Origin of the sequence: Streptomyces murinus (assembly GCF_002154555.1) — a bacterium.
In the GTDB taxonomy this organism is placed as follows: Bacteria; Actinomycetota; Actinomycetes; order Streptomycetales; family Streptomycetaceae; genus Streptomyces; species Streptomyces murinus.
The window spans coordinates 17,816-43,318 of sequence record NZ_MUNF01000080.1 but is presented as its reverse complement, the minus strand read 5'-3'; the positions used below and the strand labels follow the sequence as shown (position 1 = coordinate 43,318).

General features: G+C 67.1%; 39 protein-coding genes and 1 pseudogene. 38 read left to right on the top strand and 2 right to left on the bottom strand.

What is annotated here, in order from left to right; genetic code table 11:
* Positions 1–110: pseudogene (locus tag CCN72_RS40280) on the bottom strand (ATP-binding protein); the annotation flags it as partial.
* Positions 111–252: 142 nt separating this feature from the next.
* Between CCN72_RS40280 and CCN72_RS06580 the strand changes: the two are divergent.
* The 5 genes from CCN72_RS06580 to CCN72_RS06560 all read left to right on the top strand — a co-directional run bounded on the left by CCN72_RS06580 (position 253) and on the right by CCN72_RS06560 (position 5,214).
* The gene (locus tag CCN72_RS06580) at positions 253–1,098 is read left to right on the top strand and encodes a helix-turn-helix domain-containing protein (RefSeq protein ID WP_086806688.1); all 846 of its coding nucleotides are present in this window, start codon (positions 253–255) and stop codon (positions 1,096–1,098) included.
* Positions 1,095–1,346, top strand: a complete 252-nt coding sequence (locus CCN72_RS06575) for a DUF397 domain-containing protein (protein WP_086806687.1) — start codon at positions 1,095–1,097, stop codon at positions 1,344–1,346. Before CCN72_RS06580 ends, CCN72_RS06575 begins: the two co-directional genes overlap by 4 nt.
* Before the next feature lie 90 nt (positions 1,347–1,436).
* Entirely contained in the window at positions 1,437–1,805 is a 369-nt protein-coding gene (locus CCN72_RS06570; RefSeq protein ID WP_232987970.1) for a hypothetical protein, read from the top strand.
* Positions 1,806–1,850: 45 nt separating this feature from the next.
* Positions 1,851–4,085, top strand: coding sequence for a hypothetical protein (locus CCN72_RS06565; RefSeq protein WP_086806686.1), 2,235 nt, complete (start codon positions 1,851–1,853; stop codon positions 4,083–4,085).
* 34 nt (positions 4,086–4,119) lie between these two features.
* A complete protein-coding gene (locus CCN72_RS06560) occupies positions 4,120–5,214 on the top strand; it encodes a hypothetical protein (protein WP_086806685.1) in 1,095 nt (364 codons plus the stop codon).
* A gap of 240 nt (positions 5,215–5,454) precedes the next feature.
* On the opposite strand, the gene CCN72_RS06555 is transcribed toward CCN72_RS06560, so the two are convergent.
* Positions 5,455–5,862: an ATP-binding protein gene (locus CCN72_RS06555; protein ID WP_425276127.1), complete on the bottom strand. Its 408-nt coding sequence runs from the start codon at positions 5,860–5,862 to the stop codon at positions 5,455–5,457.
* A 135-nt stretch (positions 5,863–5,997) separates the two neighbouring features.
* Between CCN72_RS06555 and CCN72_RS06550 the strand changes: the two genes are divergently transcribed.
* The 33 genes from CCN72_RS06550 to rpsK all read left to right on the top strand — a co-directional run bounded on the left by CCN72_RS06550 (position 5,998) and on the right by rpsK (position 25,378).
* Complete coding sequence (locus CCN72_RS06550; protein WP_086806684.1) at positions 5,998–6,843, top strand: helix-turn-helix domain-containing protein; 846 nt, start codon at positions 5,998–6,000, stop codon at positions 6,841–6,843.
* The gene (locus CCN72_RS06545) at positions 6,840–7,094 is read left to right on the top strand and encodes a DUF397 domain-containing protein (protein ID WP_086806683.1); all 255 of its coding nucleotides are present in this window, start codon (positions 6,840–6,842) and stop codon (positions 7,092–7,094) included. Before CCN72_RS06550 ends, CCN72_RS06545 begins: the two co-directional genes overlap by 4 nt.
* Before the next feature lie 126 nt (positions 7,095–7,220).
* Positions 7,221–7,664 (top strand): hypothetical protein, encoded by a 444-nt coding sequence (locus tag CCN72_RS06540; protein WP_086806682.1) that lies wholly within the window; start codon positions 7,221–7,223, stop codon positions 7,662–7,664.
* A gap of 7 nt (positions 7,665–7,671) precedes the next feature.
* A complete protein-coding gene (locus CCN72_RS06535) occupies positions 7,672–9,504 on the top strand; it encodes an alpha/beta hydrolase (protein WP_086806681.1) in 1,833 nt (610 codons plus the stop codon).
* On the top strand, positions 9,501–10,466 hold the full coding sequence (locus tag CCN72_RS06530) for a hypothetical protein (RefSeq protein WP_086806680.1): 966 nt from the start codon (positions 9,501–9,503) through the stop codon (positions 10,464–10,466). The genes CCN72_RS06535 and CCN72_RS06530 overlap by 4 nt, the downstream gene beginning before the upstream one ends.
* Before the next feature lie 412 nt (positions 10,467–10,878).
* Complete coding sequence (rpsJ, locus tag CCN72_RS06525) at positions 10,879–11,187, top strand: 30S ribosomal protein S10 (RefSeq protein ID WP_003948644.1); 309 nt, start codon at positions 10,879–10,881, stop codon at positions 11,185–11,187.
* Between the two features lie 18 nt (positions 11,188–11,205).
* Positions 11,206–11,850, top strand: coding sequence for a 50S ribosomal protein L3 (rplC, locus tag CCN72_RS06520; protein WP_005481233.1), 645 nt, complete (start codon positions 11,206–11,208; stop codon positions 11,848–11,850).
* 8 nt (positions 11,851–11,858) lie between these two features.
* On the top strand, positions 11,859–12,509 hold the full coding sequence (gene rplD / locus CCN72_RS06515; protein ID WP_037657555.1) for a 50S ribosomal protein L4: 651 nt from the start codon (positions 11,859–11,861) through the stop codon (positions 12,507–12,509).
* On the top strand, positions 12,509–12,928 hold the full coding sequence (rplW, locus tag CCN72_RS06510) for a 50S ribosomal protein L23 (RefSeq protein ID WP_037657557.1): 420 nt from the start codon (positions 12,509–12,511) through the stop codon (positions 12,926–12,928). Before rplD ends, rplW begins: the two co-directional genes overlap by 1 nt.
* 40 nt (positions 12,929–12,968) lie before the next feature.
* Positions 12,969–13,805, top strand: a complete 837-nt coding sequence (gene rplB, locus CCN72_RS06505) for a 50S ribosomal protein L2 (RefSeq protein ID WP_030811669.1) — start codon at positions 12,969–12,971, stop codon at positions 13,803–13,805.
* Positions 13,806–13,817: 12 nt separating this feature from the next.
* Entirely contained in the window at positions 13,818–14,099 is a 282-nt protein-coding gene (rpsS, locus tag CCN72_RS06500) for a 30S ribosomal protein S19 (RefSeq protein ID WP_003974263.1), read from the top strand.
* 45 nt (positions 14,100–14,144) lie between these two features.
* Positions 14,145–14,492, top strand: coding sequence for a 50S ribosomal protein L22 (rplV, locus tag CCN72_RS06495; RefSeq protein WP_026252021.1), 348 nt, complete (start codon positions 14,145–14,147; stop codon positions 14,490–14,492).
* Positions 14,492–15,313 carry a 30S ribosomal protein S3 gene (rpsC, locus tag CCN72_RS06490; RefSeq protein WP_014674374.1) on the top strand — a complete coding sequence of 274 codons (822 nt, stop codon included), beginning with the start codon at positions 14,492–14,494 and terminating at the stop codon, positions 15,311–15,313. The genes rplV and rpsC overlap by 1 nt, the downstream gene beginning before the upstream one ends.
* A 5-nt stretch (positions 15,314–15,318) precedes the next feature.
* Positions 15,319–15,738, top strand: a complete 420-nt coding sequence (rplP, locus tag CCN72_RS06485; protein WP_018564810.1) for a 50S ribosomal protein L16 — start codon at positions 15,319–15,321, stop codon at positions 15,736–15,738.
* On the top strand, positions 15,738–15,962 hold the full coding sequence (rpmC, locus tag CCN72_RS06480; protein WP_007494763.1) for a 50S ribosomal protein L29: 225 nt from the start codon (positions 15,738–15,740) through the stop codon (positions 15,960–15,962). Before rplP ends, rpmC begins: the two co-directional genes overlap by 1 nt.
* Positions 15,962–16,246 (top strand): 30S ribosomal protein S17, encoded by a 285-nt coding sequence (rpsQ, locus tag CCN72_RS06475; protein WP_018543912.1) that lies wholly within the window; start codon positions 15,962–15,964, stop codon positions 16,244–16,246. Before rpmC ends, rpsQ begins: the two co-directional genes overlap by 1 nt.
* Positions 16,247–16,375: 129 nt before the next feature.
* Complete coding sequence (gene rplN, locus CCN72_RS06470) at positions 16,376–16,744, top strand: 50S ribosomal protein L14 (RefSeq protein ID WP_003998823.1); 369 nt, start codon at positions 16,376–16,378, stop codon at positions 16,742–16,744.
* Between the two features lie 2 nt (positions 16,745–16,746).
* Positions 16,747–17,070, top strand: a complete 324-nt coding sequence (gene rplX / locus CCN72_RS06465) for a 50S ribosomal protein L24 (RefSeq protein WP_037657560.1) — start codon at positions 16,747–16,749, stop codon at positions 17,068–17,070.
* On the top strand, positions 17,070–17,627 hold the full coding sequence (rplE, locus tag CCN72_RS06460; RefSeq protein ID WP_037657562.1) for a 50S ribosomal protein L5: 558 nt from the start codon (positions 17,070–17,072) through the stop codon (positions 17,625–17,627). The genes rplX and rplE overlap by 1 nt, the downstream gene beginning before the upstream one ends.
* Before the next feature lie 5 nt (positions 17,628–17,632).
* Complete coding sequence (locus CCN72_RS06455) at positions 17,633–17,818, top strand: type Z 30S ribosomal protein S14 (protein ID WP_003948630.1); 186 nt, start codon at positions 17,633–17,635, stop codon at positions 17,816–17,818.
* A gap of 211 nt (positions 17,819–18,029) precedes the next feature.
* Entirely contained in the window at positions 18,030–18,428 is a 399-nt protein-coding gene (gene rpsH, locus CCN72_RS06445; protein WP_037657563.1) for a 30S ribosomal protein S8, read from the top strand.
* Between the two features lie 24 nt (positions 18,429–18,452).
* Positions 18,453–18,992, top strand: coding sequence for a 50S ribosomal protein L6 (gene rplF, locus CCN72_RS06440; protein ID WP_037657566.1), 540 nt, complete (start codon positions 18,453–18,455; stop codon positions 18,990–18,992).
* A gap of 3 nt (positions 18,993–18,995) precedes the next feature.
* Positions 18,996–19,379: a 50S ribosomal protein L18 gene (gene rplR, locus CCN72_RS06435; protein ID WP_085566121.1), complete on the top strand. Its 384-nt coding sequence runs from the start codon at positions 18,996–18,998 to the stop codon at positions 19,377–19,379.
* A gap of 36 nt (positions 19,380–19,415) precedes the next feature.
* On the top strand, positions 19,416–20,021 hold the full coding sequence (gene rpsE, locus CCN72_RS06430; RefSeq protein WP_007494753.1) for a 30S ribosomal protein S5: 606 nt from the start codon (positions 19,416–19,418) through the stop codon (positions 20,019–20,021).
* Positions 20,021–20,203: a 50S ribosomal protein L30 gene (rpmD, locus tag CCN72_RS06425; protein WP_003974250.1), complete on the top strand. Its 183-nt coding sequence runs from the start codon at positions 20,021–20,023 to the stop codon at positions 20,201–20,203. Before rpsE ends, rpmD begins: the two co-directional genes overlap by 1 nt.
* A gap of 2 nt (positions 20,204–20,205) precedes the next feature.
* The gene (rplO, locus tag CCN72_RS06420) at positions 20,206–20,661 is read left to right on the top strand and encodes a 50S ribosomal protein L15 (protein ID WP_037657572.1); all 456 of its coding nucleotides are present in this window, start codon (positions 20,206–20,208) and stop codon (positions 20,659–20,661) included.
* A 189-nt stretch (positions 20,662–20,850) separates the two neighbouring features.
* Entirely contained in the window at positions 20,851–22,164 is a 1,314-nt protein-coding gene (gene secY, locus CCN72_RS06415) for a preprotein translocase subunit SecY (protein ID WP_085566122.1), read from the top strand.
* The gene (locus CCN72_RS06410; RefSeq protein ID WP_086806679.1) at positions 22,164–22,829 is read left to right on the top strand and encodes an adenylate kinase; all 666 of its coding nucleotides are present in this window, start codon (positions 22,164–22,166) and stop codon (positions 22,827–22,829) included. The genes secY and CCN72_RS06410 overlap by 1 nt, the downstream gene beginning before the upstream one ends.
* 103 nt (positions 22,830–22,932) lie before the next feature.
* The gene (gene map, locus CCN72_RS06405) at positions 22,933–23,769 is read left to right on the top strand and encodes a type I methionyl aminopeptidase (RefSeq protein ID WP_086806678.1); all 837 of its coding nucleotides are present in this window, start codon (positions 22,933–22,935) and stop codon (positions 23,767–23,769) included.
* A gap of 170 nt (positions 23,770–23,939) precedes the next feature.
* Positions 23,940–24,161: a translation initiation factor IF-1 gene (infA, locus tag CCN72_RS06400; protein ID WP_004927214.1), complete on the top strand. Its 222-nt coding sequence runs from the start codon at positions 23,940–23,942 to the stop codon at positions 24,159–24,161.
* Between the two features lie 60 nt (positions 24,162–24,221).
* Positions 24,222–24,335: a 50S ribosomal protein L36 gene (gene rpmJ / locus CCN72_RS06395; RefSeq protein WP_003998809.1), complete on the top strand. Its 114-nt coding sequence runs from the start codon at positions 24,222–24,224 to the stop codon at positions 24,333–24,335.
* 191 nt (positions 24,336–24,526) lie between these two features.
* Positions 24,527–24,907, top strand: coding sequence for a 30S ribosomal protein S13 (rpsM, locus tag CCN72_RS06390; protein ID WP_037657579.1), 381 nt, complete (start codon positions 24,527–24,529; stop codon positions 24,905–24,907).
* Between the two features lie 66 nt (positions 24,908–24,973).
* Positions 24,974–25,378 carry a 30S ribosomal protein S11 gene (rpsK, locus tag CCN72_RS06385; RefSeq protein WP_003956432.1) on the top strand — a complete coding sequence of 135 codons (405 nt, stop codon included), beginning with the start codon at positions 24,974–24,976 and terminating at the stop codon, positions 25,376–25,378.
* Positions 25,379–25,503: the final 125 nt, after the last annotated feature.

Sequence of the window (25,503 nt, the reverse complement as noted above, 5' to 3'; positions counted from 1 at the left end):
CCCCAGCTCCGCAGCTGCTCCGCGGCGAGCAGCCGGGCGAGCCGGGCGCCGCGGGGGGTGGGGGACAGGAGCAGCATGAAGTCGCGGGTGGCGACGGTTTCTTGGTTCACATCACTCAGCGTGGCGGGGGATGGTTCGCTGAGTAAGCGACAGTGTCCGTACGTACGGTGACCGTCTCGGCTTTGTCTCGGCTGTCTCGGCTGTCTCGGGCGTTGTTACGAGTACGAGCGAGCACGCGCCGGAGGAGGAGCTGTGAGCGAAGGTGTGGACGAGGCGGGTTGGGATGTCGAGCCGGGCGACGAGATCGAGTCGATCGTGCAAGCGGTGGGGCGCCTGCTCAAGGTCTGCCGGGAAGCGGCCGGGATGACCGTACCCGAGCTGGCCGAGGCCATGGGGTACGGCGAGGACATGATCCGCAAGATCGAGCGGGGAGCGCGCATCCCCCGGCCGGAGTTCCTCGACAAGGCAGACACGCTCCTGAAGGCGCAGGGGCATCTTCGGGCCTTCATGGAGGACATGAGGAAGGCGCGGTATCCGAAGAAGGTCCGGGAGCTGGCGGAGTTGGAGGAACGGGCCATCGACGTGCTCCTGTACAGCACCCTTCACATCCATGGACTCTTGCAGACGGAGGAGTACGCGCGGGCGATGTTCGGTGTGCATCGGCCTGCGCATTCGCCGGACGTGCTGGAGGCCGGGGTGGCAGCGAGGACGGCTCGTCAGTCCATCTTCGAGCGAACTCCCATGCCGGAACTGAGCTTCGTCCAAGAGCAGGTGACACTCGAACGCCCCGTCGGAGGGGCAATGGTGCTGCGTAGACAGCTTGAGCACCTCTTGGAAGTGGCTGAGCGGCCCAACGTGGAGTTCCAGGTGATGCCGACCGGACGGTGGGATCACCCTGGACTGAACGGTCCTATCGAGTTGCTGAGGTTCGCGGACGGCACCGCAATCGGGCGCTCCGACGGGGCGTTCAACGGTCGCCCGATCCAGGACCCCAGGCAACTCCGGATCCTCGAACTGCGGTATGGCATCATCCGGGCTCAGGCGCTCCCGCCAGAGGAGTCTCTGGCCTTCATCGAGCAAGCGCTGGGAGAACTATGAGCACCCCGGAACTCCACTGGTTCAAGAGCAGCTACAGCAGCGGCCCTGATGTGAACGACTGTGTCGAGCTGGCTCTCACCTGGCACAAGAGCAGCTACAGCGACAGCAGTAACGGCAACGACTGCGTCGAGTTCGCCCCCACCCCCACCACCATCCACATCCGCGACTCCAAGAACACCGAGGGCCCCTGCCTCACCGTCGCCCCCGGCACCTGGACCGCGTTCGTCACGCACACCGCCGAACGCTGACGGGCCCGCCGCAACTCAACTTCCCCCTGCGTCATGGGTATTTGCTACGGTGACGTGGTCACGCCAGATCGACATACGGGGGTTGTCATCGTGACGGGAAGCAGCGGCGGGCCCGATCTCGCGTCCTCGCCCGCGGAGAAGACGACCGCGGCGAACACGCTCCACAACGACATCGAGCCGGACACCAAGACGGCAGGGGCCTGGGCGGACGACGAGACGGGCGCGGTGGTGAAGGCGTTCGACGCGAAGGACGGGCACGGCTGGCTCACGTCCGGCGCCGTCGGCAAGGCGCACAAGGTCTGGGGCGAGCAGGTGCAGAACCTGGTGAACCAGTTGTCCGGGGACGAGTCGGCTCTCCGGACCAACACCACCCTGCTGTTCGGTACGGACGTCGCAGTGGGCGACAGGACGCGCAAGGTGTCGGTGTTCGACGGGTACTCGCCGCCGCCGGCGAACTGACGCAACCGGGCCCACTCGTACGCCATCGCATTGCAACGGGGAACCATGCCGACGTACCACGAGATACTGACGACAGACCTGTCCACGCTCACCACGGCCGCCACCCGCTGGGACGGCATGGCGACGGAGCTGGGCAAGCAGGAGACCGCCTACCAGAAGGACGTGCACGGCATCACCTTGCGCCCGACGTGGGTGGGGGAGAGCCAGCAGACCGCCAACGCGCGCTTCGGGATCCGGCTCACGCAGTTCCGGAACGCCCAGACCGAGGCCAAGGCCATCGCCTCGCTGCTGCGTGACGCCCACACCCAGTTCGTGGACCTGCGCAAGAAGCTGGAGTCGGCCCGGGACGACGCCATCGCCAAGGGCATGAAGGTGTCGGACCAGGGCGTGGTCTCGTTCGACACCGAGAAGCTCAGCCAGGGTGCGCGGATGGCCTACGTGCACGACCCCTCCTACCAGGACAGCATCAGCGAGGACGTCGCTTCCTGGCAGGCCCGCATCGATCAGTGCGTGAAGGACGTGGACGACGCCGACAAGGGCGTCGAGGTCGCCTTCACCGCCGTCGTGAAGGGCCCCGAGACGGGCTTCGGCCAGGTCCCCGACTTCAACGGCAAGGCCCAGGGCGACATCGAGAAGTACGAGGCCGACGAGGGCAAGGACATCGCGCAGCGCGTCAACTCCGGCGACGCCTCGGCGGCGGACTACAAGGAGTTGCAGCGCCTCTTCCACGACAACTCCGGTGACAAGGCGTTCAGTCAGACTCTGCTGGACGAGCTGGGCGCCAAGGGCACCCTTCAACTCTCCAACACCCTCGACGGTCTCGCCTACCACGACGACAAGCAGCACAGCGGGCAGTACCTGGACATCCAGAAGGGGCTCGCCACGACACTGGCGACCGCGACCCAGGACCCGCACTCGTCCTTCTACCAGAAGTTCCGCGCGGACATGCGGAAGGCCGGAACCGAGCAGTTCAAGGTCGACGGCCTCAGCCCCATCCCGGACGAGAAGGTCCGCGGCTACCAGAGCCTCGTCACCCTGATGCAGCAGGGAGACGGCTACAACGGGCAGTTCCTGGAGGACACCGCCGACGACATCCGGCACGCGGAGGAGTCGTACGTGTCCAAGGGCGACAACCCGGGCGAGTCCATCTGGGGCCTGCGGGACAAATTCAGCGGCAAGGACCGGGGCTGGTTCGCCAACGACCCGCTCGACGGCGTGCTCGGCATCATGTCGCACGACCCGAAGACCAGCACCGACTACCTGGACCCGGCCCACAACGACAACCTCCAGTACCTGCTGCACGGCCGGGACTGGGACACGGTCGTGGACCACTACGCGACCCCGCCCGGCGGTACGACGGTCGGCATTCCCGTCATGGCGGAGGACGGCGACGTCCGCAAGGGCTTCGGCGCGGCCCTGGAGGCCGCGACGACCGGACAGGCGCCCGGGGGCTACCACCCGATCGGCGAGCACAGCGAGCCGCAGGCCCGCATCCTCCAGCAGACGATCAACACGCTGTACACCGACAAGCACGCCCAGGACCTGCCGACGAACCTCGTCCAGCCGCTGGCCCACATCATGACGTCGTACACGGCCGACACCCACGAGACCTACGCGGAGTCGTCGTCGAAGTACGACATCGACTGGGACAGCTCAGGTTCCGTCTGGAGCGACAAGGACGGCGCGCACATGGCCGTGGGGCACCAGCGGCTCGCCGCCGTCATGCGTGGTATCGCCGCCGACCCGGAGGCCTTCGGGCACCTCTACGGGGCCGAGCAGCAGTACTCGCACCACGTCCTGGACACGATCCCGCCGGACGCCGGCGACAAGACGATCCGGGACCGCATCGTGGAGTCGTCCCGTGCCATCGGCGCCTATGACGGCGTCCGGTCGGACATCATCTACGACGAGCGGTTCAAGAAGACGCAGTGGGCCGCCGACTTCAACCACGGCCTCGGCACCTCCCTGAGCACGGCGCTGATGTTCAACCCGGTCAAGGACCTCAGCCCGGTGGGAGACCTCAGCCAGAAGGCGCTCGACGTGTGGGCGTACGAGTCGAACAAGGAGCACGTGGCGGAGGCGAACCTCGCCGCGACCGAGCAGAACGCCAAGACCTATGACGCGGGCCAGCACGATGTCGAGAAGCTGGTCAGATCATGGGCGAACAGCCGCGGTCACGCCGTCGACAGCGACTGGACGAAGTACTACGTCCACGCGGGTCAGGACGACTACGCGCACGGACGTGACCGGACCCTGAGTACGCTGCGCGCCGACCGCTGACCGGTGTGCGACGGCCTTCGACGGAATGAGCACGATGCAGACGAAAACCGGGGCCCGGCGTGTGCACGCCGGGTGGTGGGCAGGGGCGTTCCTGCTGGTTCTGGCGCTGGTGGGGGCGGTGCTCTACGGCACCGGGTCCTTCGGCTCCGGGGGCGGAGAGGGCTCACTCGACCGGGCGTGCGACGGCTCTCTGGCCCAGGGCGGCCTCAGCGAGGCGCTGCGCTCGTCGCATCTCAGAGCCGACGACGAGGGCGACAGCGACTACCTGGCCGCCTGCCGGGTCCGCGGCTCGCAATCCGGGCCGCAGAGCGGCTCCCTGGAGCTGAAGCTGCGCTGGAGCACCGCGAAGGCTCCTTCCCAGGAGCTCACCTGGTACAACGCGGACTACGACGGTGTCCGGGAGCAGGCGGCGCCCCTCGGCCAGGGCTGGTCCGGTGTCGTCAGGTACGCGGGCGGCACCTACCAGGTCATGGCCGCGCTGGACTGCGTCAACCAGAAGAACAAGGCCCTGGTCGCCTACGGTGATCTGCTCGGCACGGCGAACGGCAGCACTGTGACCGGTCTCGGCCGGGTGACCACCGAGACCGCCCGGAAGACAGCCGAGAAGCACGGTTGCCAGGTGAAGGCGGGCAAACGGCTCACCGGCCTGTCCACCGCACGACTGGGCGCGCCCGGGACGGCGAAACCGCTGTCGCAGGCCCAGGGATCATGCGCGGCGCTGCGCGGAACGGACGCGGCACGAGGCGGTACGCCCGAGGTCATGGAGTACCCGGCGGATCCGGACGCCCCGCAGACCAACTGCTACCTGGTCACGAAGGCGAAGAAGCCCGGTTACGGCCTCTACGGCTACTACGGCGCCGCTGCCAAGGACTTCCTGGCCAGCGAGGGCGAACAGCTCAAGGCGGGCTACGGTCCCACGCACGCCGACCGTGACTACGCCTGGGCCACCGCGACCTGCCCGCGCTCGGCGCAGCGGGCGGTGTTCGTGCTGTACCACCTGCACGACGGGGACACCGACACCTACCCGGTCCCGCACTACTCCGCCTCGTTCGCCCGCGACGCCCTGCGCGCCTTCGCCGACCACGAGGCGAAGCAGCGCGGCTGCACCGGCGTACGGCCGGCGGCTTGACCGCTCCGAGCAGCACGGTGGCCGGGGGCGGCCCCGCGTGGGTCATGCCCCACGCGTGCGCCCCGGCCAGCGTGATGGCGAGCGCCGCGCCCGGGCCCCGTACGAGGGGCTCCGGCAGCGGGCCGGATCGGAGTTCCCGCGCGGCACATGGCTCAGGACCGTGCGGCGGCCGTCCGTGCTGCGGGCGACGTACCGGCGGTCCTGTCGGGGGCTGTGTCTCCGCCTGTGCACGCGTATTCGTCAAAGACCCGGGACCGTGATCTCGGCCCACACGGTCTTGCGCGGCACGACGTCCGACGACACGCCCCAGCGGTCGGCCAGCGCCTCCACGATGAGCAGTCCGCGCCCCGACTCCTCCTCCGCGCACGGATGTTGGGCCTCGGGCAGGCGCTCGCGGCGGGTGTCGGTCACCTCGACGCGGAGCGTGTCGCCGACGACGTTCAGCGTGAGCTGGAAGTTCCGTCCCGGCACCCGGCCATGGGTCGCGGCGTTCGCGGCCAGCTCGGCGATCACGCGCGTGGCCGCGTCCGAGAGGATTCCCCAGCTCCGCAGCTGCTCCGCGGCGAGCAGCCGGGCGAGCCGGGCGCCGCGGGGGGTGGGGGACAGGAGCAGCATGAAGTCGCGGGTGGCGACGGTTTCTTGGTTCACATCACTCAGCGTGGCGAGTGGTGGTTCGCTGAGTAAGCGATAGCGCCTGTACGTACGGTGACTGTCCCGGTTTTGTCCCGGCTGTCCCGGCTGTCACGGCGTTATACGAGTCGAGTGCACGGCGAAGGAGGAGACATGACCGAGAACGTGGATGAAGCGGGCTGGGACGTCGAGCCGGGCGACGAGATGGAGCCGATGGTGCAGGCGGTGGGACGGCTGCTCCAAGTGTGCCGGGAGGCAGCCGGGATGAGCGTCCCCGACCTGGCGGCGGCCCTCGGTTACAGCGAGGCCCTGATCCGCAAGATCGAGCGCGGATCGCGGATTCCCCGGCCGGAGTTCCTGGACAAGGTGGACACGCTCCTGAAGGCGCAGGGGCACTTGAGGGCCTTCATGGAGGACATGAGGAGGGCGCGCTATCCGAAGAAGGTACGCGATCTGGCGGACCTGGAGGGGCGGGCCGTGGAGATGCTGCTGTACGGCAGCCACAACCTGCACGGGCTGTTGCAGACGCCGGAGTATGCGCGAGCGCTGTTCGAGATGAGGCAGCCCGCGCTCAGCGAAGATGTCGTGGAACGAACGTTGGCCGCACGAATGGCTCGAAAGGTGGTCTTCGAGCGGGAGCCGGCTCCTACGCTCAGCTTCGTCCAGGAGCAGGTGACGCTTGAACGCCCTTACGGTGGACAGATGGTGCTGCACCGACAGCTCGAACACCTCTTGGAGGTGGCGCGGTTGCGAAACGTCACGTTTCAGATCATGCCAACCGATCGGGAGGAACACGCCGGAGCTGGAGGCATGATCGAGGTGCTGAAGTTTGCCGATGGTACAGCGATCGGACGTTCCAACGGCGCGTTCAATCGCCGCCCGGTCTCAGGCCCCAAAGACCTCCGCATCCTTGAGCTGCGCTATGGCATGATCCGGGCGCAGGCCCTCCCACCGCGGGAGTCGCAGTCCTTCATCGAGCAAGCTCTGGGGAGACTATGAGCACCGCCGACCTCCACTGGTTCAAGAGCAGCTACAGCAGCAGTAGCGAGCCCGACGATTGCGTCGAGCTGGCCCTCGCCTGGCGTAAGAGCAGCTACAGCGACAGCAGCGATATCAACGACTGTGTCGAGTTCGCCCCCACCCCCACCACCATCCACATCCGCGACTCCAAGAACACCGAGGGCCCCTGCCTCACCGTCGCTCCCACCACTTGGACCGCGTTCGTCACCTACTCGGCGCGGACGCAATGAGTACAGGTACTCAACTGCCCTAGTTCCCGCGGCGGATGTGGCGGCGGTGACGCGTTGTTAACTTGGGAGGCTCATAAGGAGTTCATACCCCGCTCACAGGGTGGGGCGCGGGGGAGGACCACGGGCATGCCCTGGGACGAATGGGAGCAGCTGAAGGCGGATGCCGCCACGCGTTCCGGTTCCACACGGATGCGGCTGAACCACGTGCCGGACGCCGGTGGCGGTGGAGACTCGCTGAAGTCGGACCGGAAGGTCTGGTCGGCCGCCGGCGGAGACGTCACGGGGCTGCGGACCGATGTGAGCACGGCGCTGGGGAAGCTGGAGCACGGGCAGTCGGGGCTGGGGGACGGCGCCGGGTGCGAGTCGGCCGCGGCGCAGAAGGAGCTCTACGACTCCTGGAAGAAGTACGTCGGTCAGGTGAGCGGCCGCTGCGGGAAGCTGGGCGGTCTGCTGGAGCGCGCGGGGCGCGATCTGTCGATGACCGACGGGGACGTCCGGGACGGGCTCCAGAAGATCAAGACGGAGTACCAGGACACCGAGGCCGTCGGCGGCCGGGCGAAGGGCAAGTGAGCGGGTCATGGATCTTGCCGCGTTGAAGGCCCTCAAGCCGTCCGAGTACCAGGACGCCGCCGACGGCTACCGCGCCACGAGCGAGATGGCGGGCAAGGCCGGGGAGGCGTTGGACAGCCGGATCTCGGCGGGGATCCGCAACCAGCTCTCCGGCGAGACCGCGAAGGCGGCCCTGCGTGAACTGAAGCAGCTGTCCAAGGACTTCCACTACGCCGCCGCTGAGTGCGCGCTGGCGGGCGCCGCGCTGGACGGCTTCGCCTTCGACATGGCCGCGGCCAAGCGGAAGCTGGAGGCCGCGCTGGAGGACGCCGCGGCGGCGGGCTGCACGGTCGGTGCGGACGGCTCGGTGAGCTTCCCGGCCGGGGGCAAGGAGGTCGACGGCAAGGTGCCGGAGGGCGGCACGGTGCGGGTGAGCACCAGTCCGACGGACCCGACGTCGGCCGCGCTGGAGCGCCAGGCCGTCCATATGCATCCGAACCCGAACTTCGGCAAGGCCGTCGGTTTCGCCGACCGCATCGGCGACGCCCTGAAGGAGGCCACGGACGCCGACACCAAGTGGGCTCCGAAGCTGCGCGCCCTGAAGGCCGACGACGACCTGGTGGTCTCCGACAAGGACTGGATCGACGTCAAGTCGGACACGGCCGGGGTGCGCGACGCGGGCAAGGACTATTTCGACTCGCTGCCCCGACCGCCTGAGCACGACGACCCCAAGAAGAACGCCGCCTGGTGGCAGGGCCTGACCGACGAGCAGCGATCGGACTACCTGTCGGCGCACCCCGACGCGGTGGGCGCGATGGACGGACTGCCCGCCACCGCGCGGGACCAGGCCAACCGCACCGTGCTCGACGAGGCGCATGCGAAGGCCCGGCTGGACTACGACGCCTGGCTGAAGAAGCACCCGGAGCCCGAGCGGTACCAGCCCTACATCGACCCGTACACCGGGTCCATGCCGAAGGGCCTCAGCGTCGAGAGCCAGGAATGGAAGGACTGGGAGGAGGCGCGGAAGAAAGTCTGGGGTCCGGTCGGTGGGATGGAAGCGATCGAGAAGCGCTTCGACTACACCGACGAGAGCAAGCGCCCGTACCTGCTCGGCTTCGACGACAAGAACAACGGTCGCGTCGTCATCTCCATCGGCAACCCCGACACCGCGGACAATGTGGCGACCTATGTGCCCGGTACGGGCACCACACTGAGCGGCATCGACGGCGACATCCACCGCGCGGAGATGCTCCAGGACCGGGCGAGCCTCACCGACCCGACCCACACGACGGCGTCGATCACGTGGCTCGGCTACGACGCTCCGCAGGGCCTGCTCACGGACGCGACCGACGCCAAGTACGCCGATGCCGCCCGCGAGCCGCTGAGCGACTTCCTCACCGGGATCGACACCGCCCACCACGGTTCCGTGAACTCGACGGTCCTGGGGCACAGCTACGGCACCCTCGTCGCCGGTGAAACCCTGCGGGACCACCCCGATCTGCCGGTGGACCGGGCGATCCTGGTGGGCAGCCCCGGCTCGGGCGTGGACCACGCCAAGGACCTGCACATCGGGGCCGACCACGTCTGGGCCGCGACCGCCAGGAACGACCTGGTGAACCTCGCCCCGCCGCCGGCCGGAACGCTGGCGCCGCTCAACCCCATGGCGTACTGGCGCCTCTTCAACGATCACTCGGTCATGTATGGGAATGATCCGACCTCGGACGAATTCGGCGGGCAGACGTTCCATGTCGCCCCGGGCAAGCTTCCGGGCTCCGACGGCCTCATGCCCGCGCACTCGCAGTACTGGGAGGGTGATTCCTTGAACAACATGGCAAAGATCGTGACTGGAGGAAACCCATGAGGCGGTCCCGGGCGATGGCGGTCGTCGCCTCACTGACCGCGGTCGGCGCGTTGGTGGGGTGCGGGTCGGGGCAGACGAGAAGCGGCACCGAGACAGGATCGAAGCGGGTCACCATGAACGAGCAGCAGGCGACCGAGCGCGCCGAGGAGATCGTCCACCAGGCGGTGGACGGCATGTCCCCCAAGCCGACTCTCAAGCGCACCGGGCTGAACCCCGTCGGCGCCTGCCTGGCCGACGACCACAGCGCCGGGGAGCGCCGGCAGGTCACGCTCTCGTACCAGCTCACGGGGGTTCCGGGCACCGAGGCGAAGAAGCTGGTGCGCCAGGCCAGGGACGCCTGGGTGCGGCGCGGCTACACGTTCCAGAGCTCGGACGCCGACTGGTCCGACCCCTTCCCGACGGTGAACATGCGTACGGTCCCCGACGACTTCTGGATGACCGCGCTCACCGGCGTCGTCGACAAGGCCAAGGGCGAGGGACTCGCCGCCATCACCATCACGTCCCCGTGCTTCGGCGCGGGCGGCTCAGGCACGGCCGCCTCCTCTTCGGTCCGTCGGACCACCGGTGACGAGCAGGCCGAGCGCCTCGCCCGCGCCCACTCCAGCAGGCTGTACGACGCGCTTCAGGTGCGGCATGCGGTGACGGGGGAGGGCGAGGGGCTCGCCACCTATCAGGAGGGCGAGGAGCGATACGCCCATCACTCCTGGTCGACCGAGCCGCTGACCGAGGACGCCATGGCTCAGGTGCTGACACGGGCACGGGCGCATTTCCAGGGCCTGGGCTGGATGCTCCCGCAGACACCGACGGAGGCGGGTCCCCCTGTGCTCCTGGCGGGCAATACCGTGGACGGGAGCGTGGCGCGGCTCGCGCCGACGGCAGACGGGGTGCTTCGTGTGGCGATGACCACACCGGCACCGCCCCCCGAGACCACGCGGCGCGCCCCGGGAGCGGCACCGGTTTGACCTACGTCACTCCAGGGGTAATCTCTTCGGCTCGATTGGCGGAGGCCCCCGGCTGTATGGCAGACTGTCCGAGTTGCTCGGTCGAGTGTTGATGCTGCGCGCCTCCCGCCGGGAGGACCGGAAGCGAGTCCCACAGTACTCGTCGCCCTAACTGCCCTCGGGCAGCACTGGGGCGGACGTACGGGAATCTTCCGGGAAGTGTGGGCGCGACACCGACCAGGCGCCCGGTGGGCCCGAGGTCCCCGGTCCGCGGTTTCCGGAAGGGCCGTGTGCATTCCCCGCAGGGATGTTCGAACAAGGGACATTCATGTCAGCGGGAGCGCGACACGCCCGACCGCGTGGGTCGGAGAAGGCGGGTACCGGAAACCACCGGGTCCCAGAGCGTTAGAAGAGACAGGACTACTGAGTAGCCATGGCGGGACAGAAGATCCGCATCCGGCTCAAGGCCTACGACCACGAGGTCATCGACTCCTCGGCGAAGAAGATCGTCGAGACGGTGACCCGCACTGGTGCGTCGGTCGCGGGCCCGGTGCCGCTGCCCACTGAGAAGAACGTGTACTGCGTCATCAAGTCGCCGCACAAGTACAAGGACTCGCGCGAGCACTTCGAGATGCGCACGCACAAGCGCCTGATCGACATTCTCGACCCGACCCCCAAGACCGTTGACTCTCTGATGCGACTCGACCTCCCGGCCGGTGTCGACATCGAGATCAAGCTCTGAGGGCTGGTGATCTGAAGAATGGCTAAGCAGATCAAGGGCATCCTGGGCGAGAAGCTCGGCATGACGCAGGTGTGGGACGAGAACAACCGTGTTGTTCCGGTCACCGTCGTCAAGGCCGGCCCCAACGTCGTCACCCAGGTCCGCACGAACGACGTCGACGGCTACGAGTCCGTCCAGATCGCGTTCGGCGAGATCGACCCGCGCAAGGTGAACAAGCCCCTCAAGGGCCACTTCGCCAAGGCCGACGTCACCCCCCGCCGCCACCTCGTCGAGATCCGCACTGCGGACGCCTCCGAGTACACGCTGGGCCAGGAGATCTCTGCTGAGGTCTTCGAGGCGGGCGTCAAGGTGGACGTGACCGGCAAGAGCAAGGGCAAGGGCTTCGCCGGTGTCATGAAGCGTCACAACTTCAAGGGCCTCGGCGCCGGACACGGCACCCAGCGCAAGCACCGCTCGCCCGGTTCCATCGGTGGCTGCGCCACCCCGGGCCGCGTGTTCAAGGGCCTCCGCATGGCGGGTCGTATGGGCAACGAGCGGGTCACCACCCAGAACCTGACCGTCCACGCCGTTGACGCGGAGAAGGGTCTGCTGCTCATCAAGGGCGCGGTTCCCGGTCCGAACGGCGGCCTCGTCCTGGTCCGCACCGCGGCCAAGGGGGCCTGAGGTAACCGATGAGCACTGTTGACATCCTTTCGCCGGCGGGCGAGAAGGCCGGTTCCGTCGAGCTCCCCGCGGAGATCTTCGACGCCAAGGTCAGCGTCCCGCTGATCCACCAGGTCGTCGTCGCGCAGCTGGCCGCGGCCCGTCAGGGCACGCACAAGACCAAGACGCGTGGCGAGGTCCGTGGTGGCGGCAAGAAGCCGTACCGCCAGAAGGGCACCGGTCGCGCCCGTCAGGGTTCGACCCGCGCTCCGCAGTTCGCCGGTGGTGGCGTCGTGCACGGTCCCGTGCCGCGTGACTACTCGCAGCGCACCCCGAAGAAGATGAAGGCCGCCGCCCTGCGCGGTGCCCTCACCGACCGGGCGCGTCACAACCGCATCCACGTCGTCGCCGGCGTGGTCGAGGGCCAGGCGTCCACCAAGGCCGCGAAGAGCCTGTTCGGCAAGATCTCGGAGCGCAAGAACCTGCTCCTGGTCGTCGACCGCTCCGACGAGGCCGCGTGGCTGTCCGCCCGCAACCTGCCCCAGGTCCACATCCTGGAGCCGGGCCAGCTGAACACGTACGACGTTCTCGTCTCGGACGACGTGGTCTTCACCCAGGCCGCTTTCGAGTCCTTCGTGTCTGGCCCCAAGGCCGCTGACACCGAAGGGAGCGAGGCCTGATGGCTATCCGTCACCCCGCTATTGCCTCGAAGGCCGCCAAGGCCGCCAAGGCCGCGCGCGTCGCCAAGGCGCGTCGCCACGCCACCGAGGGCAAGAACACCGTCGAGACGCCGCTGAGCAAGTCGTACACGGACCCCCGTGACGTCCTGCTGAAGCCGGTCGTCTCGGAGAAGAGCTACGCGCTCCTCGACGACAACAAGTACACGTTCATCGTCGACCCGAACGCCAACAAGACCCAGATCAAGCAGGCCGTCCAGGCGGTCTTCGACGTCAAGGTCACCGGGGTCAACACGATCAACCGCCAGGGCAAGCGCAAGCGCACGAAGACCGGCTTCGGTCAGCGTGCCGCCACCAAGCGCGCGATCGTGACCCTCGCCGAGGGCGACCGTATCGACATCTTCGGCGGTCCGACCGCCTAAGGGCGGTCCGGATCGTCCGATATCGGACGAGGACTGAGAAATGGGAATCCGCAAGTACAAGCCGACTACGCCGGGCCGTCGTGGCGCCAGCGTCGCCGACTTCGTCGAGGTCACGCGGTCCACGCCGGAGAAGTCGCTGGTCCGTCCCCTGCACAGCAAGGGCGGCCGTAACAACGCCGGTCGTGTGACCGTTCGCCACCAGGGTGGCGGACACAAGCGCGCCTACCGTGTGATCGACTTCCGTCGGCACGACAAGGACGGCGTGCCGGCGAAGGTCGCGCACATCGAGTACGACCCCAACCGCACCGCGCGCATCGCGCTGCTGCACTACGCCGACGGCGAGAAGCGCTACATCCTCGCCCCGCGCAACCTGCAGCAGGGTGACCGCGTCGAGAACGGTCCCGGGGCCGACATCAAGCCGGGCAACAACCTGGCGCTCCGCAACATCCCGGTCGGTACCACGATCCACGCGATCGAGCTCCGTCCCGGTGGCGGTGCCAAGTTCGCCCGCTCCGCCGGTGCCTCCGTGCAGCTGCTCGCGAAGGAGGGCTCCATGGCCCACCTGCGCATGCCGTCCGGCGAGATCCGCCTGGTCGACGTCCGCTGCCGCGCCACCGTCGGTGAGGTCGGCAACGCCGAGCAGAGCAACATCAACTGGGGTAAGGCCGGCCGTAAGCGGTGGCTGGGCGTTCGCCCGACCGTCCGTGGTGTCGTCATGAACCCGGTCGACCACCCGCACGGTGGTGGCGAGGGCCGGACCTCCGGTGGCCGTCACCCCGTGTCCCCGTGGGGCAAGAAGGAAGGCCGTACTCGTTCGCCCAAGAAGGCGTCGAACAAGTACATCGTCCGCCGCCGCAAGACGAACAAGAAGCGCTAAGGACGGGTTGAGATGCCTCGTAGCTTGAAGAAGGGGCCCTTCGTCGACGACCACCTGATCAAGAAGGTGGACACGCAGAACGAAGCCGGCACCAAGAACGTCATCAAGACCTGGTCCCGTCGCTCGATGATCGTCCCGGCCATGCTCGGCCACACGATCGCGGTGCACAACGGCAAGACCCACATCCCGGTGTTCGTCACCGAGTCGATGGTCGGCCACAAGCTCGGCGAGTTCTCGCCGACGCGCACCTTCCGCGGCCACGTCAAGGACGACCGGAAGTCGAAGCGCCGCTAATCGCGGATCGCATTCAGACAAGTAAGTAACTCTGAAGGGACAACCATGGAAGCCAGGGCCCAGGCGCGGTACATCCGCGTCACGCCCATGAAGGCCCGCCGTGTGGTGGACCTCATCCGTGGCATGGACGCCACGGAGGCCCAGGCTGTTCTGCGATTCGCCCCGCAGGCAGCCTCGGTTCCGGTCGGCAAGGTGCTGGACAGCGCCATTGCCAATGCCGCGCACAACTACGACCACACCGATGTCGACAGCCTGGTCATCTCCGAGGCCTACGTCGACGAGGGCCCGACCCTGAAGCGGTTCCGTCCGCGCGCCCAGGGCCGTGCCTACCGGATCCGCAAGCGGACCAGCCACATCACCGTGGTCGTCAGCAGCAAGGAAGGAACCCGGTAATGGGCCAGAAGGTTAACCCGCATGGGTTCCGGCTCGGTGTCACGACCGACTTCAAGTCGCGTTGGTACGCCGACAAGCTGTACAAGGACTACGTCAAGGAAGACGTCGCCATCCGTCGGATGATGACGTCCGGCATGGAGCGCGCCGGCATCTCGAAGGTTGAGATCGAGCGCACCCGTGACCGTGTCCGTGTGGACATCCACACCGCTCGTCCGGGCATCGTCATCGGCCGCCGCGGCGCCGAGGCCGACCGCATCCGCGGTGACCTGGAGAAGCTGACCGGCAAGCAGGTTCAGCTCAACATCCTCGAGGTCAAGAACCCGGAGACGGACGCTCAGCTGGTGGCCCAGGCCGTCGCCGAGCAGCTCTCCTCCCGTGTCTCCTTCCGCCGTGCCATGCGTAAGAGCATGCAGTCGGCGATGAAGGCGGGCGCCAAGGGCATCAAGATCCAGTGCGGTGGCCGCCTCGGTGGCGCCGAGATGTCCCGCTCGGAGTTCTACCGCGAGGGCCGTGTGCCCCTGCACACGCTCCGCGCGAACGTGGACTACGGCTTCTTCGAGGCCAAGACGACCTTCGGCCGCATCGGTGTGAAGGTCTGGATCTACAAGGGCGACGTCAAGAACATCGCCGAGGTCCGCGCCGAGAACGCTGCGGCCCGTGCGGGTAACCGCCCGGCCCGTGGCGGTGCCGACCGCCCGGCCCGTGGTGGCCGTGGTGGCGAGCGGCGCGGTCGCAAGCCGCAGCAGGCTGCCGGCGCCGAGGCCCCCAAGGCCGAGGCTCCCGCCGCCGCTCCGGCTGAGAGCACCGGAACGGAGGCCTGACCGAAATGCTGATCCCCCGTAGGGTCAAGCACCGCAAGCAGCACCACCCGAAGCGCGACGGTATGGCCAAGGGTGGCACGCAGGTTGCGTTCGGCGAGTACGGCATCCAGGCGCTGACCCCGGCCTACGTCACGAACCGCCAGATCGAGGCGGCTCGTATCGCGATGACCCGCCACATCAAGCGTGGCGGCAAGGTCTGGATCAACATCTACCCGGACCGTCCGCTCACCAAGAAGCCCGCCGAGACCCGCATGGGTTCCGGTAAGGGTTCTCCGGAGTGGTGGATCGCCAACGTCAAGCCCGGACGCGTCATGTTCGAGCTGTCGTACCCCAACGAGAAGATCGCCCGTGAGGCGCTGACTCGTGCGGCCCACAAGCTGCCGATGAAGTGCCGGATCGTCAAGCGCGAGGCAGGTGAAGCGTGATGTCGGCCGGTACCAAGGCGTCCGAGCTGCGCGAGCTGGGCAACGAGGAGCTTCTTGCGAAGCTCCGCGAGGCCAAGGAAGAGCTGTTCAACCTCCGCTTCCAGGCGGCGACTGGTCAGCTCGAGAACCATGGCCGTCTGAAGGCGGTCCGCAAGGACATCGCGCGGATCTACACCCTGATGCGCGAGCGTGAGCTGGGCATCGAAACGGTGGAGAACGCCTGATGAGCGAGAAGAACGTGACTGAGAACGCAGAGGCCCGCGGCTTCCGCAAGACCCGTGAGGGTCTCGTCGTCAGCGACAAGATGGACAAGACCGTCGTCGTCGCCGTCGAGGACCGTGTGAAGCACGCGCTGTACGGCAAGGTCATCCGCCGTACGAACAAGCTCAAGGCGCACGACGAGCAGAACGCCGCGGGTGTCGGCGACCGTGTCCTCCTCATGGAGACCCGGCCGCTGTCCGCGACGAAGCGCTGGCGCGTCGTCGAGATCCTTGAGAAGGCCAAGTAGGTAATTCCCGCAAGGGAATTCCACCAGTAGGTTCCTGCGGGGCGCCCCTCGCAGGACAGTTCCGCCAGGCTCCGGGGGCCGCTCGATCGAGCAGCCCCCGGGGAACCGGCAGACATTCAGGAGATAGACGTGATCCAGCAGGAGTCGCGACTGCGTGTCGCCGACAACACTGGTGCGAAGGAGATCCTTTGCATCCGTGTGCTCGGTGGCTCCGGTCGCCGCTACGCGGGCATCGGTGACGTCATCGTCGCCACCGTCAAGGACGCGATCCCCGGTGGCAACGTGAAGAAGGGTGACGTCGTCAAGGCGGTCATCGTTCGCACCGTCAAGGAGCGCCGCCGTCCGGACGGCTCGTACATCCGCTTCGACGAGAACGCCGCCGTCATTCTGAAGAACGACGGCGACCCTCGCGGCACCCGTATCTTCGGCCCGGTCGGCCGTGAGCTGCGCGAGAAGAAGTTCATGAAGATCATCTCGCTCGCGCCGGAGGTGCTGTAAGCATGAAGATCAAGAAGGGCGACCTGGTCCAGGTCATCACCGGCAAGGACAAGGGCAAGCAGGGCAAGGTCATTGCCGCTTACCCGCGCGACGAGCGTGTCCTGGTCGAGGGTGTCAACCGGGTCAAGAAGCACACGAAGGCCGGTCCGACCGCCAGTGGCTCCCAGGCCGGCGGCATCGTGACCACCGAGGCGCCGATCCACGTCTCCAACGTCCAGCTGGTCGTGGAGAAGGACGGCGAGAAGGTCGTCACTCGTGTCGGCTACCGCTTCGACGAAGAGGGCAACAAGATCCGCGTTGCCAAGCGGACGGGTGAGGACATCTGATGGCTACCACCACCACTCCGCGTCTGAAGCAGAAGTACCGCGACGAGATCGCCGGCAAGCTGCGTGACGAGTTCAAGTACGAGAACGTCATGCAGATCCCCGGCCTCGTCAAGATCGTGGTCAACATGGGTGTGGGCGACGCCGCCCGCGACTCCAAGCTGATCGAGGGCGCCATCCGCGACCTCACCACGATCACCGGTCAGAAGCCGGCCGTCACCAAGGCCCGGAAGTCCATCGCGCAGTTCAAGCTGCGTGAGGGTCAGCCGATCGGTGCCCACGTCACGCTCCGTGGCGACCGCATGTGGGAGTTCCTGGACCGCACCCTGTCGCTGGCGCTCCCGCGCATCCGCGACTTCCGCGGCCTGTCCCCCAAGCAGTTCGACGGCCGTGGCAACTACACCTTCGGTCTCACGGAGCAGGTCATGTTCCACGAGATCGACCAGGACAAGATCGACCGCGTCCGGGGTATGGACATCACCGTGGTCACCACGGCGACCAACGACGCTGAGGGCCGCGCGCTCCTTCGTCACCTCGGCTTCCCGTTCAAGGAGGCGTGAGCGAGATGGCGAAGAAGGCTCTGATCGCTAAGGCTGCTCGCAAGCCCAAGTTCGGTGTGCGTGGCTACACCCGCTGCCAGCGCTGCGGCCGCCCCCACTCCGTGTACCGCAAGTTCGGCCTGTGCCGCGTGTGCCTTCGTGAGATGGCTCACCGTGGCGAGCTGCCGGGCGTGACCAAGAGCTCCTGGTAGTCCCTGCTTTTAGGGATACCTGGACCTCTCGGTAAGCAACCGGGACGGCAGGGGCGCCCACTCTCATGGCTTAGGCTAGGAGGGTTGGGCCTCTGCCGCCCTGAACGACTTACTACGCCGTAGGTCCCCGCGCCGCACCCGTCCCGTCCCAGTACGGGGAGAGGGATGGCGCATATAGGAAACCCCGGCGAGAAAGGCCACAGGCCAATTCATGACCATGACTGATCCGATCGCAGACATGCTTACGCGTCTGCGGAACGCGAACTCGGCTTACCACGACTCGGTGTCGATGCCGCACTCCAAGATCAAGTCGCACATCGCGGAGATCCTCCAGCAGGAGGGCTTCATCACGGGCTGGAAGACCGAGGACGCCGAGGTCGGCAAGAACCTCGTCCTCGAGCTGAAGTTCGGCCCGAACCGTGAGCGCTCCATCGCGGGCATCAAGCGGATCTCCAAGCCCGGTCTCCGGGTGTACGCGAAGTCCACCAACCTGCCCAAGGTGCTGGGTGGCCTCGGCGTGGCGATCATCTCCACGTCGCACGGGCTCCTCACCGACAAGCAGGCCGGCAAGAAGGGCGTGGGTGGGGAAGTCCTCGCCTACGTCTGGTAGCAGAAGGGAACGGAGGAAACAGCTATGTCGCGTATCGGCAAGCTCCCCATCGCGGTTCCCGCCGGCGTGGACGTCACCATCGACGGCCGCACGGTCAAGGTCAAGGGCCCCAAGGGCGAGCTGACCCACACCGTCGTGGCACCGATCGACATCGCCAAGGGCGAAGACGGCACCCTGCAGGTGACCCGCCCCAACGACGAGCGTCAGAACAAGGCCCTGCACGGCCTGTCCCGCACGCTGGTGGCGAACATGATCACCGGCGTGACCCAGGGTTACGTGAAGAAGCTCGAGATCAGCGGTGTCGGTTACCGAGTGACCGCCAAGGGTTCCAACCTGGAGTTCGCTCTCGGTTACAGCCACCCGATCCTGGTCGAGGCGCCTGAGGGAATCTCCTTCAAGGTGGAGACCCCGACCCGTTTCCAGGTCGAGGGCATCGACAAGCAGAAGGTCGGCGAGGTTGCGGCCAACATCCGCAAGCTGCGCAAGCCTGACCCGTACAAGGCCAAGGGCGTCAAGTACGAGGGCGAAGTCATCCGCCGCAAGGTCGGAAAGGCGGGTAAGTAAGCCATGGCATACGGGCAGAAGATCCTCAAGGGCGACGCCTACAAGCGCGCCGCGATCAAGCGCCGTCACATCCGGATCCGCAAGCGGGTGTCCGGTACGGCGGAGCGCCCCCGTCTGGTCGTGACCCGCTCCAACCGCCACATCGTGGCGCAGGTGATCGACGACCTGAAGGGTCACACCCTCGCGTCGGCGTCCACGCTGGACACCTCGATCCGCGGTGGCGAGGGCGACAAGTCCACGCTGGCCAAGCAGGTCGGCGCCCTGGTCGCCGAGCGGGCCAAGGCCGCGGGCGTCGAGGCCGTCGTGTTCGACCGTGGTGGCAACCAGTACGCCGGGCGCATCGCCGCCCTGGCGGACGCCGCCCGCGAGGCCGGGCTCAAGTTCTGAGCCGCTTGTAGCTAGCGGAAAGAGAGAGGTAATCCAATGGCTGGACCCCAGCGCCGCGGAGGCGGTGCCGGTGGCGGCGAGCGGCGGGACCGGAAGGGCCGTGACGGCGGCGCTGCTGCCGCCGAGAAGACCGCGTACGTCGAGCGCGTCGTCGCGATCAACCGTGTCGCCAAGGTAGTGAAGGGTGGTCGTCGCTTCAGCTTCACCGCGCTGGTCGTGGTGGGCGATGGTGACGGCACCGTCGGTGTCGGTTACGGCAAGGCCAAGGAGGTGCCGGCCGCCATCGCCAAGGGTGTTGAGGAGGCCAAGAAGCACTTCTTCAAGGTCCCCCGTATCCAGGGCACCATCCCGCACCCGATCCAGGGTGAGAAGGCTGCCGGCGTCGTGCTGCTCAAGCCCGCGTCCCCGGGTACCGGTGTTATCGCCGGTGGTCCGGTGCGCGCCGTGCTCGAGTGCGCCGGTATCCACGACATCCTGTCGAAGTCGCTCGGCTCCGACAACGCGATCAACATCGTGCACGCCACGGTGGCGGCCCTCAAGGGTCTGCAGCGTCCGGAGGAGGTCGCGGCCCGCCGCGGTCTGCCTCTCGAGGACGTCGCTCCCGCTGCCCTGCTGCGTGCGCGTGCCGGGGCGGGTGCGTGATGGCTCAGCTCAAGATCACGCAGGTCAAGTCCTACATCGGCAGCAAGCAGAACCACCGTGACACCCTGCGTTCCCTTGGTCTCAAGGGCATCAACACGCAGGTCGTCAAGGAGGACCGCCCCGAGTTCCGCGGCATGGTGCACACCGTCCGCCACCTCGTGACGGTCGAGGAGGTCGACTGATCATGGCGGAGCAGAACCCGCTCAAGATCCACAACCTCCGTCCCGCCCCGGGCGCCAAGACCGCGAAGACCCGTGTCGGTCGTGGTGAGGCGTCGAAGGGTAAGACGGCCGGTCGTGGTACCAAGGGCACCAAGGCCCGTTACCAGGTTCCGGAGCGCTTCGAGGGTGGCCAGATGCCCCTCCACATGCGTCTCCCGAAGCTCAAGGGCTTCAAGAACCCGTTCAAGACCGAGTACCAGGTCGTGAACCTGGACAAGCTGGCCGCGCTCTACCCGCAGGGTGGAGAGGTCACCGTCCAGGACCTCGTCGACAAGGGCGCCGTTCGCAAGAACAGCCTCGTCAAGGTCCTTGGCCAGGGCGAGATCTCCGTGGCGCTGCAGGTGACGGTCGACGCCGTCTCCGGCTCCGCCAAGGAGAAGATCACCGCCGCCGGCGGTACGGTCACCGAGCTCGTCTGAGTCCTTCGGACGACGCCTCGATGACGTAAACGATCCCGACCGGGGGTACCTCACAATGAGGTATCCCCGGTTGGTCGTTCCAAGGGGGGCATGGTCGCCGGTAAGGTGGCCAACACTGTTCTCACTCGTATTCGTCGAACCTCAGACCGTCACCCTTGACGCAGTTGCGCGGGGGTCGCAGGAGGCACCGTGCTCACCGCGTTCGCCCGGGCGTTCAAGACGCCCGACCTGCGCAAGAAGCTGCTCTTCACGCTGGGCATCATCGTGGCCTACCGCGTGGGTACCCACATTCCGATCCCCGGCGTCAACTACAAGGCCGTCCAGCAGTGCGTGAGCGAGGCCGGGGCCAACCAGGGCCTGTTCGGCCTCGTGAACATGTTCAGCGGCGGTGCGCTGCTGCAGATCACGGTCTTCGCGCTCGGCATCATGCCGTACATCACGGCCAGCATCATTCTTCAGCTGCTGACCGTGGTCATCCCGCGCCTGGAAGCCCTCAAGAAGGAGGGCCAGGCCGGCACCACGAAGATCACGCAGTACACCCGATACCTCACCCTCGCCCTCGCGATCCTCCAGGGCACCGGCCTCGTCGCCACCGCCCGCAGCGGCGCGCTCTTCAGTGGCTGCTCGGTGGCCACCAGCATCGTTCCGGACCAGGCGATCTTCACGACCATCACCATGGTCATCTGCATGACCGCCGGCACCACGGTGGTGATGTGGCTCGGCGAGCTGATCACCGACCGCGGCATCGGCAACGGCATGTCGATCCTGATGTTCATCTCGATCGCCGCCACGTTCCCGTCCGCGCTGTGGGCCATCAAGAAGCAGGGCACCCTGGCCGGCGGCTGGATCGAGTTCGGCACCGTGATCCTGGTCGGCCTGGTCATGGTCGCGCTCGTGGTCTTCGTCGAGCAGGCCCAGCGCCGCATCCCGGTCCAGTACGCGAAGCGGATGATCGGCCGCCGGTCCTACGGCGGTACGTCCACGTACATCCCGCTCAAGGTGAACCAGGCGGGTGTGATCCCGGTCATCTTCGCCTCGTCCCTGCTGTACATCCCGGCCCTGGTCGCCCAGTTCGCGGGCGGCAACTCGGGCTGGAAGCAGTGGGTGCAGACGAACCTCACCAAGGGTGACCACCCGGTTTACATCACCGCGTACTTCTTGCTCATCGTTTTCTTCGCGTTCTTCTACGTGGCGATCTCCTTCAACCCCGAAGAAGTCGCCGACAACATGAAGAAGTATGGTGGCTTCATCCCGGGCATCCGGGCTGGCCGACCGACCGCTGAGTACCTGTCGTACGTGCTCAACCGGATCACCTGGCCGGGTTCGCTGTATCTGGGTCTGATCGCTCTCGTACCGACAATGGCGTTGGTCGGCTTCGGAGCAAGCCAGAACTTCCCCTTCGGCGGCACCAGCATCCTCATCATCGTGGGTGTCGGTCTCGAGACGGTGAAGCAGATCGAGAGCCAGCTCCAGCAGCGCAATTACGAAGGGTTCCTCCGCTGATGCGTATCGTCCTCGTCGGGCCGCCGGGCGCCGGTAAGGGAACGCAGGCCGTCCAGCTCGCCAAGGATCTGGACATCCCGCACATCTCCACGGGTGACCTGTTCCGGGCCAACATCAGTCGGCAGACCGAGCTGGGCAAGCTCGCGAAGTCCTATATGGACGCCGGCAATCTCGTGCCCGACGAGGTCACCATCGCCATGGCCAAGGACCGCATGGAGCAGCCGGACGCCGTGAACGGCTTTCTGCTGGACGGCTTCCCGCGGAACGTCGCACAGGCCGAGGCGCTGGACGAACTGCTGCGCACCGAGAAGATGACCCTGGACGCGGTGCTGGACCTGGAGGCCCCCGAGGACGAGGTGGTCAAGCGCATCGCCGGCCGCCGGATCTGCCGCAAGGACTCCTCGCACGTCTTCCATGTGGAGTACAACCGGCCGAAGCAGGAAGGTGTCTGCGACATCTGCGGCGCCGAGCTGTACCAGCGCGCGGACGACTCCGAGGACACGGTGCGCACCCGCCTGGAGGTCTACCACACGCAGACCGAGCCCATCATCGACTACTACAAGTCGCAGGGCCTGGTCCGCACGATCTCCGCGATGGGCCCGGTGAACGAGGTCACCGAGCGCGCGCTGGAGGCGCTGAAGAGCGAGCAGGCCGAGAACCACTGAGTCCGGCCGCCTTCCGGCCGCGGTGCCCTTCCGGGGGCGCCGCGGCCGTAGTGTTGTACAGGTACACCCAGCCGACGTGAGTGACGGAGAGCGCAGGCCCCCCATGGTGCAGATCAAGACGCCCGAGCAGATCGCCAAGATGCGTGCGGCGGGCCTGGTCGTCGCCGCGATCCACGCGGCCACCCGTCAGGCCGCGGTGCCCGGCGCCTCCACGAAGGACCTGGACGAGGTCGCGCGCAAGGTGCTCGCCGAGCACGGCGCCAAGTCGAACTTCCTGGGGTACGGCGGCTTCCCCGCGACCATCTGCACGTCCGTGAACGATGTGGTCGTGCACGGCATCCCGTCCGAGGACGTCGTCCTCAAGGACGGCGACATCATCTCCATCGACTGCGGCGCGATCGTGGACGGCTGGCACGGCGACGCGGCGTACACCGCCTTCGTCGGCTCCGGTCACGCCCCCGAGCTGGTCGAGCTGTCCCGGGTGACCGAGGGCTCGATGTGGGCCGGCATCGCCGCGATGAAGCTGGGCAACCGGCTGGTCGACATCTCCCGGGCCATCGAGACGTACATCCGCCGCCAGCCGAAGCCGGGCGGCGGCCGGTACGGGATCATCGAGGACTACGGTGGCCACGGCATCGGCACCGAGATGCACATGGACCCGCATCTGCTGAACTACGTCGAGCGGCGCCGGGGCAAGGGCCCGAAGCTGGTCCCCGGCTTCTGCCTGGCCATCGAGCCCATGGTCTCCCTCGGCACCCCGCGCACCGAGGTCCTGGAGGACGACTGGACGGTCATCACGACCGACGGCACCTGGTCCTCCCACTGGGAGCACTCCGTCGCGCTGACGGAGGAGGGCCCGCTGGTGCTCACCGCGGTCGACGGCGGCAAGGCGAAGCTGGCGGAGTTCGGCATCACGACGGCCCCCGACCCCCTCGCGTAGTGAACAGAGCTCGCATAGTGGTCGCCCTTGTGGGGAAGAATCCCTCGATTCGCGTTTCGGGTTCCTCCGACGTAGACTGACTCGTCGGCTCTCGTGCACCCGCATGTCCGCATGCGCCCGTAAGGGAAAGCAGGGGAGTCGATCAAGGTAGTCGATTCGAAGGGCGAAGCGTGGCCAAGAAGCAAGGTGCCATCGAGATCGAGGGCACTGTCGTCGAGTCTCTGCCGAACGCCATGTTCAGGGTCGAGCTCCAGAACGGCCACCAGGTCCTGGCACACATCAGCGGCAAGATGCGTATGCACTACATCCGCATCCTCCCTGACGACCGGGTCGTGGTGGAGCTGTCTCCGTACGACCTGACGCGTGGCCGGATCGTCTACCGGTACAAGTAGATCTTGCCCGCGCCCCGGGCCCGCCCGGTGCGATGGCACTGACCCGGAGAACCTCACCCCATGAAGGTCAAGCCGAGCGTCAAGAAGATCTGCGACAAGTGCAGGGTGATCCGCCGTCACGGTCGGGTCATGGTCATTTGCGAGAACCCGCGCCACAAGCAGCGCCAGGGCTGACGCACGACCACCCTCTCTGCACCTCTATCGCAGAGTCTTCGCGCGACGCGAGCTGAATTGTTCATACGCAGATCCCGAGCCGATGGGCTCGACACCCCCGGCTCGGAGGCCGGGGACCCGGTTCGTACCTGGTACGGCGGCCGGGAGCCGGTTCTGCGGAAGACCTCCGAAGATTCACCAGGAGCCATTGAATGGCACGCGTTTCCGGTGTTGACATCCCGCGCGAAAAGCGCGTGGAGGTCGCCCTCACCTACGTGTTCGGCATTGGCCGGACCCTCTCGAAGGAGACGCTGGCTGCGACCGGCGTCGACCCGAACACCCGTGTTCGTGACCTGAGCGAAGAGCAGCTGGTCGCGATCCGCGAGTACGTCGACAGCAACATCAAGACCGAGGGTGACCTCCGTCGCGAGATCCAGGCCGACATCCGCCGCAAGGTCGAGATCGGTTGCTACCAGGGTCTCCGTCACCGTCGCGGTCTGCCCGTCCGCGGTCAGCGCACCAGCACCAACGCCCGCACCCGCAAGGGCCCGCGTCGCGCCATCGCCGGCAAGAAGAAGCCGGGCAAGAAGTAGTCCGCAGCGGACCACATTCCACGGTCTTCGCTGTAGGACCGACCACCTCCCTCTAGGAGTTTGTAGATGCCCCCCAAGGGTCGTCAGGGCGCTGCCAAGAAGGTGCGCCGCAAGGAAAAGAAGAACGTCGCTCACGGCCACGCGCACATCAAGAGCACGTTCAACAACACGATCGTCTCGATCACGGACCCCTCGGGCAACGTGATCTCCTGGGCGTCCGCCGGCCACGTCGGCTTCAAGGGCTCCCGGAAGTCCACGCCGTTCGCCGCGCAGATGGCCGCCGAGTCGGCTGCCCGCCGCGCCCAGGAGCACGGCATGCGCAAGGTCGACGTGTTCGTCAAGGGCCCGGGTTCCGGTCGTGAGACCGCGATCCGCTCCCTGCAGGCCACGGGTCTTGAGGTCGGCTCCATCCAGGACGTCACCCCGACCCCGCACAACGGCTGCCGCCCGCCGAAGCGCCGCCGCGTCTGACGCGCAGCGCTCCGCTGGTTTTTTGCGGTTTCGGGCGGTACGGCCTCTGTGAGGAAGCCGTACCGCCCGTACCCTTGCAGTACTGAGTCGGGCGTCAAATAGCGGGCGCCCCTGACTGAAGGATC